The organism is Alteromonas sp. KUL17 (assembly GCF_006538305.1).
GTDB lineage: Bacteria > Pseudomonadota > Gammaproteobacteria > Enterobacterales > Alteromonadaceae > Alteromonas > Alteromonas macleodii.
Genome location: NZ_BJKJ01000004.1, coordinates 123,500 through 136,695, shown reverse-complemented (window position 1 = coordinate 136,695; position 13,196 = coordinate 123,500). Strand labels below are relative to the sequence as shown.

Here is a 13,196-nt window from a genome sequence, read left to right as displayed (position 1 = left end):
GCCATCTCGCCAAAGGCTCGTTGCTTTACGATAAAAAGCAACATCAACGCAATAAAGAGACGATGAACTGGGTAGACTTTTCCATACTGGGTATCATTGCGGTATCTACCTTAATAAGCCTGATCAGAGGGTTTGTTAAAGAAGCCATCTCGTTAGTGGTATGGTTTGCTGCACTCTTTATTTCAAGCAATTTCTACGCTGACCTCGCCGTTTACTTCACAGCCATTGACGATCCTTACTTAAAAAACGGTGCTGCAATTGCAGCATTGTTTGTCACCACGCTCATTCTTGGCGGCATGATCAATTACGTGATTAGCCAATTGGTTCAGGCAACAGGGCTGTCTGGAACAGATAGGGCCCTCGGTATAGTTTTTGGCGCACTGCGTGGCGTGCTTATAGTTAGCGCATTGCTCTTTTTTATGGATACCTTTACTGGTGCAGCTTCCTCAGATTGGTGGCAAGCATCGGTACTCATTCCAGAGTTTGGTGTCATCATTGAGTGGTTTTTCAGCTATGTGAAAGACTCCTCCAGTTTCTTAAATCCCGCTTGAAATAGGTAACGCACATGTGTGGTATAGTCGGAATAGTTGGTAAAACGCCCGTAGCTCAGTCACTGTACGACGGTCTAACGGTTATTCAACACCGTGGACAGGATGCCGCAGGCATAATGACTATCGACCAAAATATGTTTAATTTGCGTAAGGCAAATGGTTTGGTTCGAGATGTTTTCCATACGCGTCATATGAAGAGGCTGTCTGGCAACATGGGTATTGGCCATGTTCGCTATCCTACCGCGGGTACATCAAGCTCTGCAGAGGCGCAACCGTTTTATGTGAACTCGCCGTTTGGTATTGCCTTTGCTCATAACGGCAACCTCACCAACGCCCATGAGCTACAGGAAGAAGTATTCCGCATTGCACGCCGCCACATCAACACCACCTCAGATTCAGAATTATTGCTTAACATTCTTGCGCATGAACTGCAGCAGGTAGCAGGTTTAAGCGTAAGTGCCGAACACATTTTTGAAGTGGTAACGAAAGTTCATAAGAAAATTCGTGGTGCCTACGCAGTTGTTGCGGCCATCATCGGCCAAGGTATTGTAGCGTTTCGCGACCCGCACGGTATTCGTCCTCTAGCACTCGGTAAGCGTATGAGCGAGCTGGGTGAGGAATGGATGGTGGCATCTGAAAGCGTGGCGCTTGATGCTGTTGGCTTCCAGTTTGTACGCGATGTAATGCCAGGTGAAGCGGTATTCATTACCGAAGAGGGTCAACTGCACACCAGACAGTGCGCCGAGAATCCAGTAACCTCTCCGTGTATCTTTGAGTTTGTTTATTTTGCTCGCCCAGATAGCTTTATAGATGGCATTTCAGTTTATGCATCGCGTGTAAACATGGGCCGTAAGCTAGGTGAAAAAATTAAGCGCGAATGGGCAGATCTGGATATCGACGTGGTTATTCCTATTCCTGAAACGTCGATGGACGTGGCGCTTCAAATCGCAAACACACTGGATTTGCCATATCGCCAAGGCTTCGTTAAAAACCGCTACATTGGCCGTACTTTCATTATGCCTGGCCAAACCATGCGTAAAAAATCAGTACGCCGTAAGCTAAACGCAATCTCATCTGAGTTCAAAGGTAAGAGTGTACTACTTGTCGATGACTCTATCGTGCGTGGTACTACATCAGGTCAAATCATTGAGATGGCGCGTGAGTCAGGTGCGAAGAAAGTATACTTTGCGTCAGCTGCTCCAGAAATTCGTTTCCCAAATGTGTATGGTATTGATATGCCATCGGCAAACGAACTGATTGCTTATGGTCGTGAAATCGATCAAATTGCAGAGCTTATCCAAGCAGATGGCCTTATCTTCCAAGACATTTCTGACTTGGTGGATGCCGTTCGCGAAGAGAACGAAACCATTCAGCGTTTTGAAACGTCTGTTTTTGACGGGAACTATATTACTGCGGATATCGACCAAGAGTACCTTGAGCGAATTGATATGTCGCGCGGTGAAGCGTCAAGAAAAGCACCAGTGGTGCAAGCAGAGCTTAGCAACCTTGATGTGCATAATATTGATGCCGCTGATTAATGTAAGACGCTCTTTGATATAGCAAAAAGCCGCTTTTTGAAGCGGCTTTTTTAATGCTTTATTTCAATGAAAGAGGCTAGTGAACAAATACTGGTCCGCCGGACAGTCCCCATACCAAAACTGAACCTGTCATTAGAATAACGAGCAATACTAGCCCACATGTCACTACCGAGCTTGAGTAAATGAACCCTTTATCTTCTGGCATATGCATCAAAATTGGCACGCCAGAGTAGAGCAGGTATACCGAATAGCTAATACCGACTAACAGCGCCGTCATCACTACCCAGAGTTCTGGGTAAAGACCTGCGAAGCCCACCATAAACAACGGTGTAGCCGTGTAGGCCGCAAGTTCCAGCGACTGCGTATAAGTTGGCGTCGCATCAAACGCTTTAGCCAACTCATGAATAAGTACAGCCAATGCGACTACGCCTGCAATCAAGCCAAAATACATGCCTATACCCATCATAATGGCGGTATTTTCGCTAAGGCGAATTATGTCACCTGCGCCGATACTCCAGCCAGTATGGGCACTGGAATAATAGGCCACGAGTGAAGGAATGAGAGATATAAAAGCGATATGGGTAAGCGCGTAAAAATAGGTTTCGTGTTTGGTATCAATGGTTTGCCACTCTTCTTTTGGATGAGTGTAAATACCAATTAAATGATTCAAAATCATAAAGTCCTGCCTTATTCACCAACGTTATTATTTTAAAAAATATTGTTGTGAGGCAGGGAGAACACACGGATTAACCGTAAAACCAAGGAAACACAAACACAGCGCAAAGCGCTAAACACTGCCATTAACAATATGTTTACAAATTGAGTGTGCAGCAGAATTACTAAGCCGTCAATATAAATTGTCGAAAATATAAACGGTCAAAAACTTTAGCATTATCGTTGAATATTCGGCACGAGCAGTGATTGATGCATCGTTATAAGCTGTAATCTAGCCGAAAAGATCGTTTTGATTTTCTCTCATTTTCTTAGCGTGAATATAAGCTTTTCCTTGCTTAGTCCTTTGTATTGTAGGTCCGTCAAGAATATCTATTACCGTTGGCACCGAATAGCTTTTTATTTTCACTTCTCCAATTTCATCTAATTCTCTGTGAATCTGTAACAAGCATCTAATTGTCGTCCCAGCATGAAATTTCAGTCCGTCTATAAAAATCGCATCTCGAAATTTATTATCTGTCATGCTGAAGCTAATAGGGTAACCTTCGTAGATTCCTTTCCATTTATAATTTCCATCTTTCAGTACAGGGGAAATGATTTCAATTTCAGCGGAATCAACCTCTTGTACTTTTAACCTATTCGAACTTAATATGAAGTTCTTGAACTCCGAGCGTGGAAGTTTCACTTCACCTTTTAATCTCCTCTCTTTAGAGATAGCGCTTATGCTAACGAAAGAAACTTTTGGATAATTGTTTAGGTGAGAGTAAAAATTTGACCTTCGTTTGGTAATTTTTAAGTTCTTAGACAACTTGTTTGCGACAGCTTCGGCAACTTCTAATTTTTCACCGTCAGTCGCTGTTGTCATATCCTTCAGTCGCAGCTTAAGTTCTTGGATTTGAAGCTCTTCTAGTGTTTTCTTGCGTTCATCCTCCTCAGGGGTATAACTGAAGTAAATTGTTGTCACAACGCCAATTGCGACCAACAAGACTTGCAGTTGTGCAGAGTTATCTCCTAATGCAGTCCAAAACTCTTTAAAACCACCCTCTTGGGTAGGTTCTGAAACTAGTTTTAGTGGAATATCAAAAACTGAAGCAGCTTCATAAGCAATAGCAAGTAGTTCTGATTCGCACTTGTTTCTAATTAGCGCATCAATCTCATGAGAGGAATCGGAGAAATAGTAATGTATCTCTAATTTATTGCCTTTCCAAACGTCCATGTTATTTCCAAACGAATCAATATACGACCCATATTGCCATAAGTCACCGCTTCAAGGGAAACTGGTTATTTAAACAGCGTTTTTAGAAGGTAACCCACTGTGAAACTTTAAGTCACCGTCTGGCGAAGTAATGAGTTCAGCTTCTACTTTTCCGAAGTGGGCAACGCGCTCTGAAATATCAGTTTTAGCGATTTGCCCAGCCAGCGTTAGGTAGTCTTCAAAATGTCTGGCTTCTGAACGCAGCAATGACACATAGAACTTACCTAAATCTTCGGAAACATACGGCGCAAGTTTGGCAAAGCGTTCACAGGAGCGCGCTTCAATGTAGGCACCACAAATGAGCTTGTCGACAAGCTTTTCAGGTTCGTAAGTGCGTACGTGACGCAATAAGCCATTTGCGTAACGACTGGATGTTACCGACTTATATTCAAACCCTAACTCGTGCATAATTTCTAGCACTTGGTAAAAATGATGAAGCTCTTCTTTAATTAGCATGACCATTTTATCAAGCATGTCTTTTTTAAAAGGGTCTAGCCCTTCTGTGTTAAATACATTTTTGGAAAGGTGCTTAGTATTAAGCGATTGCCAATCGCCTTCGTGGCGGTAAGTGAAGTCTTCGTAAGGTTTCAACCAGCCCAGCAATACCTTACTGGTTTCTTCATCGGCCACATAGCGGCGAAGTAGGTACATAGCAGACTGAGCTGCTTTAAGCTCGCAAATTAGGTGGTCAGTAAGGATAACGCGAAGGTTTTCCTCTTTCTGCGCTTCGTCTATCCATGACTGAGGCGTCTCGCAATGTAAAAAGGCATTGATTGGTGAAAGTAGAGACGTGACTTCAGAAGTGGATATTACAGACATGTTGAAACTCAATTTTAAGTGCTACGGTTTTTCAGTTACATTTGAATTTGGCTGCTGCCAACACTAGTTTCGGCAGTTTGGTTTATAAAAGTACAAATTTAGCGTATCTGAATTGGACCACAATTTTACTTGATACCAACAAGCCCTTACAACTTAAAATAGAGGCCAATAAATTACAAAATGAATTATCTTGCCCATCTTTTCTTAGCCCGACCAACTGCCGATTCTCAATTCGGTAACTTACTCGGAGACTTCAGGCGAGGTGTTGATATTAAAGAGTTTGGACAAGCGGTACAGCTAGGTCTTAAAAACCACTATGAAGTGGATAGGTTCACCGACAGTCATACCAGCGTCTTAGCAGCAAAAGCGTTATTTCATAAAAGTCGTCGGCGCTTTGCACCTGTGGCGTTGGATATCTACTTCGATCACTTGCTAATTAAACATTGGGCGTCGTTTACAACACAGGGTTTTGACGACTTCAGGGAACAGAGTTTCGCATTGTTAGAACAGCGATTGCCCACTATGCCAAGAACGATGCAGCACAGTGTTGGGCATATGATAACCCATGACTGGTTTGAAGATTATGCTAGGGAAGAGGGCATTGCTAAGGCGATTGCTGTGGTCGCTAAACGTATTCGTTTTCCCAACACGTTTCATCTTGCTGTGGATGATATTAATGCGAACAGAGACGAGATTGAAGCGAGATTCTTAACGTTTTTCCCTGAACTCATTACACATATCAAAATTAATGGCCCTGAGAATATTTGAAAGGCTTAACCGTGTTACAGAAATGTATCGAAGAAATTGGTCGTTTTGTCGTTCATTGCTAAGCTGTTGTGTGAACAGCGATATAGTAAAGCGTGCAATACAAAGACAACACAAAAAAGATAAAATTAACGACACTCAAAGATAATAATGATGAATATTCAATCCTTAGTTAGAAATACATCGCCCGTATTATTAAGTCTGGGTAAAAATAAACACAAAGCGCAATCGCACGCGACCCTAGCATGGTTAACGGCAGCCTTAATTGCTTTTGTAAGCTTAACTACCAGTGCTTCAGCGCAAGAAGAAAGCGCATCTGCCCATGCTCGTTCAATAAAAATTGATAGCAGTGTAGTGACAGAGCACGAAACTAAAATCCTAGGCAAGCGCGTAAAGTACAGTGCCACCACGGGTACTCAACCGGTTTGGAACAGTAAAGACGAAGCGGTTGCCACTTTGTTTTACACTTACTATCAGCGCACTGACGTAAAAGAGAATAGTGAGCGCCCGCTTATTATTTCTTTTAACGGTGGTCCAGGCTCTGCGTCAGTGTGGATGCATGTAGCCTACACAGGCCCTCGTATTCTTAATATTGACGATGAAGGCTATCCAGTTCAGCCCTATGGTGTTCAAACCAATCCTTACTCCATTTTGGATGTGGCAGACATTGTGTTTGTTAACCCAGTGAATACAGGGTACAGCCGCGTGCTGCCTAAAGCTGACGGCAGCATGCCATCGCAAGATGAACAGCAGAAAATGTTCTTTGGTGTAAACGCCGATATTAGCTATTTGGCAGACTGGGTGAATACTTTTGTAACGCGTAATAATCGCTGGCGTTCACCTAAATATCTTATCGGTGAAAGTTACGGCACGACGCGTGTGTCAGGATTAGCATTAGAGCTTCAAAATCGCCAATGGATGTACTTAAACGGCGTTGTGCTTGTATCGCCAACCGATATTGGTATAGAGCGCAACGGGCCGGTAAAAGCCGCTAATCGACTGCCTTATTTTGCTGCCGCGGCGTGGTATCACAATAAGCTTGAACCCGCGTTGCAAAACAAAGATCTTACTGAGCTATTGCCTGAAGTTGAAGACTTCACCATCAATACGCTTATTCCTGCTCTGGCCAAAGGTGGCTTCATTGGTGAAACGGAAAAGCTCGATGTGTTAAAGCAAATGGCGCGCTATTCTGGGTTAAGTGAAGCGTCTATTGCGCAAAACAACTTAGACGTGAGCACTGCATTTTTCTGGAAAGACTTACTGCGCGAGGAAGGGAAGACGCTAGGTCGTTTAGACAGCCGCTATTTGGGTATAGATGCTAAGCAAAGCGGCGACCGCCCTGACTATTGGGCTGAGCTAACATCATGGCTTCATTCGTTCACGCCCGCTATTAATTACTATTTGCGTGAGGAGTTAAACTACAAAACTGATATTAAGTACAACATGTTTGGAAACGTGCACCCATGGGATAGAAGCAATAATCAAACGGGTGAGAACTTGCGATTGGCCATGGCGCAAAACCCGTATCTGAATGTGATGATTCAAGCTGGCTATTACGACGGCGCAACGAACTACTTTGATGCCAAGTACACGATGTGGCAGCTCGACCAAAGTGGCAATTTAAAAGACCGTTTGAGCTTTAAGGGATATCGCAGCGGTCACATGATGTATCTGCGTCGCGACGACTTAAAACAGTCCAACCAAGACCTACGCGAGTTTATTAAAATGAGCACACCGGGCAAAGGCATACCTGCTGAATACAAGCGATAGTGAAAGGCAAATCGCTTAGTTGATAATAGGCACTCTCACATTATTGGGCTGTCATTACTTGGTTAACGTAACGACAGCCGTTTGTCATTTGTGAGAGAACTGTGGTTTGCACCTCTAATGTCAGCTTAAGCGACTAGTTTTTACTCTCTACAACTACACCAGCTTCCTTGAGCTGCGCTAAACATTCAGCGCAGCGCTCTTTCAGCATATCTCTGAATAGTCTTACTGCTGGAGTAATAGATTGGCGGCTAGGGCAAATCAGCCAAAGCTGTTTCGGTTTAGGTTGATATTCGGGCAACAAGGTTACAAGTCTACCCTTTAAAATGTCGTCGCACGCATCTAAGCCAGATTTAACAGCAATACCTTTACCCGCGACGGCCCAACGCTTTACTATTTCTCCGTCGTTTGCGGTTCTGTTGCCTCGCATTTTTATCTTCAGCGGTGTCCCTTTGTGAAAAAACTCCCATTCGTTATATACCTTGTCGTGTAGTTGGTAAAAAAGCCCGTTGTGTGTTTGCAAGTCTTCAAATTTTTCAGGGGCACCATGAGAGCTGATATAAGAAGGGGAGGCAACAAGTAAACTTGGTACATCACAAATTTTGAAACCGTATACATTCGCATCGGTTGGAGTACCGTACCTTAGCGCTAAATCGACGGGATCGCGATAAAAGTCAATGTTGCTGTCACTCAGGTTGAGCTTTACGGTTATTTTGTCATGTAAATCCATAAAGTCATCTAGCCACGGCGCAATCACATTTCGGCCTAAATCAGACGATAAACCTAACCTAAGCTCGCCCTCAATCACGCCTGTATCGCCCTTTAAGTTCTGCTTGGCATTAGCCAGCATTGACATGGCTTCTTGGCACGTTGGCAAAAACCTTTCACCCGCAGACGACAGGCGTAGTGAGCGTGTAGTACGAACAAATAATTCGGCACCAAGGGCCTGTTCTACGCGTTTGACCGCAGCACTTGCGGTTGCTGTACGCATATTCAAATGTGTCGCTGCTGCAGTAATGTTTCTAAATTCAGCAACTTTTATTACTACATTCAAGTCGTCGAGTAACATGGCTTTCAAAAACTATTTGATAATGTTTCTTTTATTGTGCTGTTTATCCAAATTTAATCAAGAGTATGATGATGATATTACTCAAAGGAGAGACAAATGATGAAAGCTATTGGTTATACCCACTCACTTGGTATTAATGAGCCTAATGCACTGGTGGATATTGACATCGAAAAGCCCAGCGCGTCGGGTCGAGATTTACTTGTAAAAATAAGTGCGATAGCAGTTAACCCTGTGGATTATAAAATTCGTCATCGCGTTAATCCTAATGGAGGTGATCCCAAAATTCTGGGGTGGGATGCAGTAGGTGAAATCGTTGATATAGGCGCTGATGTTACCGAGTTCGCAGTTGGTGACAGAGTTTACTACGCTGGCGACCTTACCAGAGCGGGCTCAAACGCAGAGTTTCAATTAGTTGATGAACGTATTGTCGGTAAAGCGCCTAAGTCTCTGTCAGACAGCGATGCTGCGGCACTTCCTCTAACCACAATCACAGCATACGAATTGTTGTTTGATCATCTTGCTCTAAGGCAACAAAGTGAAAAGAGCGATGAGGTTGTGCTTGTGGTAGGCGCAGCTGGTGGCGTGGGTTCTATTATGCTGCAATTGCTTAAAGTACTAACGGGGGCTACCGTGATCGCCACTGCCTCGCGTGAAAGCTCAAAAAGCTGGGTTCAGGAGTTAGGTGCCGACTACGTAGTGGATCACAGCAAGCCTATGGCTGAGCAAATCAAGGCCTTAAACATTGGTGAAGTGACGCATGTCGCAAGTTTAAATAACACACACCAGTACATTGATAGCTTTGTTGAAGTTATGAAGCCGAAGGGCAAACTGGCGCTAATTGACGACCCAGAAAGTCTTGACGTAGCCAAGCTTAAGCAGAAGAGCTTGTCACTTCATTGGGAGTTCATGTTTACGCGCTCAATGTTTGAAACCGACGATATGGCAGAGCAAAGCCGCTTACTTACTCATGTAGCATCGCTTATCGACGACGGTAAAATTAAGACTACTGTAGGCAAGCATTTAGGTAAAATAAATGCGGCTAACTTAATCGAGGCTCACAAAATTTTAGAAGAAGGGCGTGCTATAGGTAAGTTAGTACTAGAGGGCTTCTAAAGAAAGCGTGCTTAAGGTTATATTCCGTAATACCATTCACTTGGCTAAAAAAATGAGTAACGACGGGAACTAGTCACTCGTAGGGGCGAGCCAGATAAACCGAAGGCACCATATTAAGGTGCCTTCTTTTTGTGTATTTAACCTTGAACGTTCACCAAGGTACGGCCAGAAATCTGCCCTTTTAAGATTGCGTCTATTTTTTCATTTACAGCATCAAGTGTTACTTCCTCAGTAAGTTCGTCCAGGCAATCCAGCTTCCATTCGCTTGCAAGCTTGTCCCACAACCTCAAACGGGGAGGCATTGGACACTGCACAGAGTCGATTCCAAGCAATGAAACGCCTCGCAAGATAAATGGAAATACACTCACGTTAAGATCTGCAGCAGCCGTAAGACCGCAGCACGTCACTGCGCCGCCATATTGCGTAGCTTTGATTGCCTGTGCTAGATACTCTCCGCCTACTGTATCAACGGCGCCAGCGTATAGCTCTTTTAACATAGGGCGTTCTTTATTTTCCAATAACTCGTCGCGGGTTATCACTTTGCTGGCCCCCAGTGCTTTTAAGAATGCCTCATGCTCCTTTTTTCCGGTGCATGCCACAACCGAAAAGCCAGCTTTTGCCAACAGGGTAACAGCGACAGAGCCTACGCCTCCTGTAGCGCCAGTGACTAGAATATCGCCTTTGTCAGGAGTCACGCCGTGTTCAACCAAGCCTTGTACCGATAGTCCTGCAGTAAAACCTGCGGTACCAATGATCATTGACTCTCTCAACGTAAGTCCATTTGGCTTAGCTACCGCCCATTCACTTGGAATTCTGATGTATTCGCCAAAGCCTCCAGCGGTATTCATGCCGAGGTCAAATCCGGTGACAATAACTTCGTCTCCTTCTTTAAAGCGATTGTCACCACACGATACCACCGTGCCTGCTGCGTCAATTCCTGGGGTATGAGGAAAGTTTCTGCTCACACCTGGATTGCCGGTGGCTGACAGTGCATCTTTGTAGTTAAGCGATGAATAATGCACCTTAATGAGTAGCGTGCCTTCAGGCAAGTCATCAGTTGAGCGCTGCGTTACGTTGCGCGTGAAGGATTTATCTTCCTGCTTTTCTACAAGCAAAGCTTTAAACGATGTCATACCTGTCTCCGTTAGTCGAATGATTACGCTACCCATTGTGACGATATATAAAATTTGCGCAAGTATGCACTTTTTAGTAGGGTAGTACCCTAAAAGATACTATTGGCGTGATGTAAATCCTTTGTTCGACTGGTCGCTTTAACAAAGACCACTGACATCAATGCTGACATTAATAATAAAGCCTTTTACGTAGTGAATATGAACGTAATTACTCTAAGAGGGAGTAGTATGACCGCAACTTTGAACAGTGTAGTGGCAGAGGAAAGTGATGTGACATCAGACATTGATAATTACGCCGTCCTAAAAAGCCAGAAACAAGATAATGCGCCCAATGTTGCAGAAAATACGAATGGCTCAAATCAATACATTTGTGGCGTAGCAGTATCCCTTGAGATAATAGGCGGTAAATGGAAAGGGGTTATTTTGTGGCACCTTTGCCATAAAACGCTACGTTTCAGTCAGTTGCGTAGACGATTGCAAGGCGTTACCCAAAAAATGCTTACACAGCAGTTAAGAGAGTTAGAGCGTGATGGGTTGGTAAACAGGAAAGTGTATGCAGAAGTGCCCCCTCGTGTAGAGTATTCTCTGACCGATTTAGGCCGTACACTAGAGCCAACTTTACGTCAGCTATGTGACTGGGGTAGGGCGTATAACGACGACTATAGATAAAACACCAACACAAAATAATACGTCGTTTAGGTAAACGAGTACTGAGTTAATTCACAACAATACCAGTTCTTCTGTTGGGGCTTGTAATACTTAAATCGTAATGGCTAATCCAAGGTTTACGTGCCGCTAATGCGTTTAAGCGCATTGACGACACGTGTTAATTCCTGAATAGCTGAGCGCTAAGTAGCTAAACTATCGCTAAAGATTGCGCTTTAAGCAAGTAGCGTGTTGATTGACAACACGCTTTCTTCACCATTATCCACCGTATGAATAGTTGCATCCATTGTGCTGAAGTTCACGTTTAGTGACGCCGCATGGTTGCCGTTTTTCCACGAAAGCACGAATACGTTGTTGACGTAACTCACGTCAAATACACCATTAAAAGCATCGCTTTCGTTTCTTAGCCTAATAAGCTGCATCAGGCCTTTAACCACTGGCTTCTCAACGGCTTCTTTTACCATGGCAGTAGACAAGTATGGGCGGTTGATGTCGCGGCCAACATTGGTTTTAGCAAGTAACGCCATGTCATTGTGCGCAGCAAGCAAGCCACCGTAATAAACTTGAGGGATACCCGGGCTAAAAAATTGAATGGCGCGTGCAACCAAATAAGCGAAGTCATCTTTACCTAACGCATCGTAATATGTGCAGTTTACCTGGTAAAGGTCTACATTATTTGCAGCGGCACCGGTGGCTTTTTTAGACTCGCCATTGGAATTTTCATGTATTTGGTCAACGAGCGAATTAATCGCATCTGCGGTAAGCAGGCCTGGTTTGTCACCATTCGCGCCCACGTCAACAATGCCGATGCCATCGTGAGTATCTAGCACGGTAAAGCAGTTACGTGGCGAAATTGAAAGCCAGTATGCCAATGCCTCTGCATTTTTAGAGAACAAGGTGTGTAGTACAAGCGGAGGTAAAGCGAAGTCGTAAACACTGTCGCAACGCGCAGCAATATCAATTTGAGTTTGATAGTGACTGTGTATTTCGACCAAACACTGCATGCCCATACCACGTGCGCGGTTTGATAATTCTTCGATAAATTCGAAGGTTTCTTCAAGCATAAAGCAGTTCGAACCTGCGCGTTTAATTGCATAGCCCGCCGCATCTAAGCGAATAAGATCAACATTACTTTCAGTAAACGACTGAAGAATAGAAGATAGGTAGTCTTTGCCTAACTGTGACTCCACATCAATATCAATTTGATTAGAGGTAAAAGTTGTCCAGAACGGCACGGTTTCAGGGTTACCAGTCTCTGTGCCCACCTCGTAATCGCTGAAAAACGGTGTGGGTCGAGGGCGGAACACTTGTGCTATTTGTTCGTCAATTTGCGTTTGATCGTTGCCCTTAAAAATATCTTCCTTGGTTAAGAACAGCGGCCAATAACTCGATTCGCGCCCGTTTTTCAGCACGTCTTTAAACGCTTCACTTTGCCCCGACATATGGTTAACAATGAGGTCGGCCATGATATCTACCGATTCGCCAAGCTTTTTGACGTTCTCCCAATCGCCCAAGCGCTCATCGACCAAGGTATGATCGATAGGATCGAAACCCGCGTCTTCACCATCGTAAGGGTAGTAAAAAGGAAGGATGTGAACACCCGTAAACAGGCCACCTAACGGGCCCTGAAGTATGCTTGTTAGACTCTCGATGTTGCCATCGCCTAGTCGGTCTGCATAGGTGATTAGTTGAACGCCATTGCGTATAGACATGATAACTCTCCAAAATTCAGCATGCGCTTGCTCGTACTTCTCTTACGTATCGCGAGCACACATTACTACGAATTAAGCACTACCAGTTTGGCAGATTAAAAATTAACCATGTAACGGGTTTAGCTTAATTCTTAAT

At 44.1% G+C, this 13,196-nt stretch carries 12 protein-coding genes; 6 read left to right on the top strand and 6 right to left on the bottom strand.

The window, feature by feature from the left end:
* Window positions 1-62: 62 nt before the first annotated feature.
* Together KUL49_RS05380 and purF are read left to right on the top strand one after the other, a co-directional pair.
* Window positions 63-551 (top strand): CvpA family protein, encoded by a 489-nt coding sequence (locus KUL49_RS05380; RefSeq protein WP_014949942.1) that lies wholly within the window; start codon window positions 63-65, stop codon window positions 549-551.
* A 14-nt stretch (window positions 552-565) separates the two neighbouring features.
* Entirely contained in the window at window positions 566-2,089 is a 1,524-nt protein-coding gene (gene purF / locus KUL49_RS05375; protein ID WP_014949941.1) for an amidophosphoribosyltransferase, read from the top strand.
* Between the two features lie 76 nt (window positions 2,090-2,165).
* Here the strand turns inward: purF and KUL49_RS05370 are convergent, their stop codons facing one another.
* The 3 genes from KUL49_RS05370 to KUL49_RS05360 all read right to left on the bottom strand — a co-directional run bounded on the left by KUL49_RS05370 (window position 2,166) and on the right by KUL49_RS05360 (window position 4,835).
* Window positions 2,166-2,765: a Yip1 family protein gene (locus tag KUL49_RS05370; protein WP_014949940.1), complete on the bottom strand. Its 600-nt coding sequence runs from the start codon at window positions 2,763-2,765 to the stop codon at window positions 2,166-2,168.
* A gap of 270 nt (window positions 2,766-3,035) precedes the next feature.
* Complete coding sequence (locus tag KUL49_RS05365; protein WP_131136556.1) at window positions 3,036-3,977, bottom strand: hypothetical protein; 942 nt, start codon at window positions 3,975-3,977, stop codon at window positions 3,036-3,038.
* Between the two features lie 69 nt (window positions 3,978-4,046).
* Window positions 4,047-4,835 (bottom strand): tRNA-(ms[2]io[6]A)-hydroxylase, encoded by a 789-nt coding sequence (locus tag KUL49_RS05360; RefSeq protein WP_131136555.1) that lies wholly within the window; start codon window positions 4,833-4,835, stop codon window positions 4,047-4,049.
* A 180-nt stretch (window positions 4,836-5,015) separates the two neighbouring features.
* On the opposite strand from KUL49_RS05360, the gene KUL49_RS05355 reads away from it, so the two are divergent.
* A complete protein-coding gene (locus KUL49_RS05355) occupies window positions 5,016-5,603 on the top strand; it encodes an ACP phosphodiesterase (RefSeq protein WP_131136554.1) in 588 nt (195 codons plus the stop codon).
* A 150-nt stretch (window positions 5,604-5,753) separates the two neighbouring features.
* Window positions 5,754-7,370 (top strand): S10 family peptidase, encoded by a 1,617-nt coding sequence (locus KUL49_RS05350; RefSeq protein ID WP_131136553.1) that lies wholly within the window; start codon window positions 5,754-5,756, stop codon window positions 7,368-7,370.
* 133 nt (window positions 7,371-7,503) lie between these two features.
* Here KUL49_RS05350 and KUL49_RS05345 read toward each other — a convergent pair whose 3' ends face one another.
* Complete coding sequence (locus KUL49_RS05345) at window positions 7,504-8,436, bottom strand: LysR family transcriptional regulator (RefSeq protein ID WP_181412763.1); 933 nt, start codon at window positions 8,434-8,436, stop codon at window positions 7,504-7,506.
* A 99-nt stretch (window positions 8,437-8,535) separates the two neighbouring features.
* Here KUL49_RS05345 and KUL49_RS05340 point away from each other — a divergent pair, with 99 nt between their 5' ends.
* Complete coding sequence (locus KUL49_RS05340) at window positions 8,536-9,549, top strand: zinc-binding alcohol dehydrogenase family protein (RefSeq protein WP_131136681.1); 1,014 nt, start codon at window positions 8,536-8,538, stop codon at window positions 9,547-9,549.
* A gap of 137 nt (window positions 9,550-9,686) precedes the next feature.
* Here KUL49_RS05340 and KUL49_RS05335 read toward each other — a convergent pair whose 3' ends face one another.
* Complete coding sequence (locus KUL49_RS05335; RefSeq protein ID WP_131136551.1) at window positions 9,687-10,682, bottom strand: YhdH/YhfP family quinone oxidoreductase; 996 nt, start codon at window positions 10,680-10,682, stop codon at window positions 9,687-9,689.
* 228 nt (window positions 10,683-10,910) lie between these two features.
* On the opposite strand from KUL49_RS05335, the gene KUL49_RS05330 reads away from it, so the two are divergent.
* Window positions 10,911-11,351 (top strand): helix-turn-helix domain-containing protein, encoded by a 441-nt coding sequence (locus tag KUL49_RS05330; protein WP_131136550.1) that lies wholly within the window; start codon window positions 10,911-10,913, stop codon window positions 11,349-11,351.
* Between the two features lie 212 nt (window positions 11,352-11,563).
* On the opposite strand, the gene gtfA is transcribed toward KUL49_RS05330, so the two are convergent.
* Window positions 11,564-13,060 carry a sucrose phosphorylase gene (gene gtfA / locus KUL49_RS05325; protein ID WP_131136549.1) on the bottom strand — a complete coding sequence of 499 codons (1,497 nt, stop codon included), beginning with the start codon at window positions 13,058-13,060 and terminating at the stop codon, window positions 11,564-11,566.
* Between the last annotated feature and the right edge of the window lie 136 nt (window positions 13,061-13,196).

Excerpts from the sequence above, each read along its gene's own strand:
- KUL49_RS05380 (WP_014949942.1), top strand. The coding sequence starts at position 63 with ATGAACTGGGTAGACTTTTCCATACTGGGTATCATTGCGGTATCTACC.
- purF (WP_014949941.1), top strand. The coding sequence starts at position 566 with ATGTGTGGTATAGTCGGAATAGTTGGTAAAACGCCCGTAGCTCAGTCA.
- KUL49_RS05370 (WP_014949940.1), bottom strand. The coding sequence starts at position 2,765 with ATGATTTTGAATCATTTAATTGGTATTTACACTCATCCAAAAGAAGAG.
- KUL49_RS05365 (WP_131136556.1), bottom strand. The coding sequence starts at position 3,977 with ATGGACGTTTGGAAAGGCAATAAATTAGAGATACATTACTATTTCTCC.
- KUL49_RS05360 (WP_131136555.1), bottom strand. The coding sequence starts at position 4,835 with ATGTCTGTAATATCCACTTCTGAAGTCACGTCTCTACTTTCACCAATC.
- KUL49_RS05355 (WP_131136554.1), top strand. The coding sequence starts at position 5,016 with ATGAATTATCTTGCCCATCTTTTCTTAGCCCGACCAACTGCCGATTCT.
- KUL49_RS05350 (WP_131136553.1), top strand. The coding sequence starts at position 5,754 with ATGAATATTCAATCCTTAGTTAGAAATACATCGCCCGTATTATTAAGT.
- KUL49_RS05345 (WP_181412763.1), bottom strand. The coding sequence starts at position 8,436 with ATGTTACTCGACGACTTGAATGTAGTAATAAAAGTTGCTGAATTTAGA.
- KUL49_RS05340 (WP_131136681.1), top strand. The coding sequence starts at position 8,536 with ATGAAAGCTATTGGTTATACCCACTCACTTGGTATTAATGAGCCTAAT.
- KUL49_RS05335 (WP_131136551.1), bottom strand. The coding sequence starts at position 10,682 with ATGACATCGTTTAAAGCTTTGCTTGTAGAAAAGCAGGAAGATAAATCC.
- KUL49_RS05330 (WP_131136550.1), top strand. The coding sequence starts at position 10,911 with ATGACCGCAACTTTGAACAGTGTAGTGGCAGAGGAAAGTGATGTGACA.
- gtfA (WP_131136549.1), bottom strand. The coding sequence starts at position 13,060 with ATGTCTATACGCAATGGCGTTCAACTAATCACCTATGCAGACCGACTA.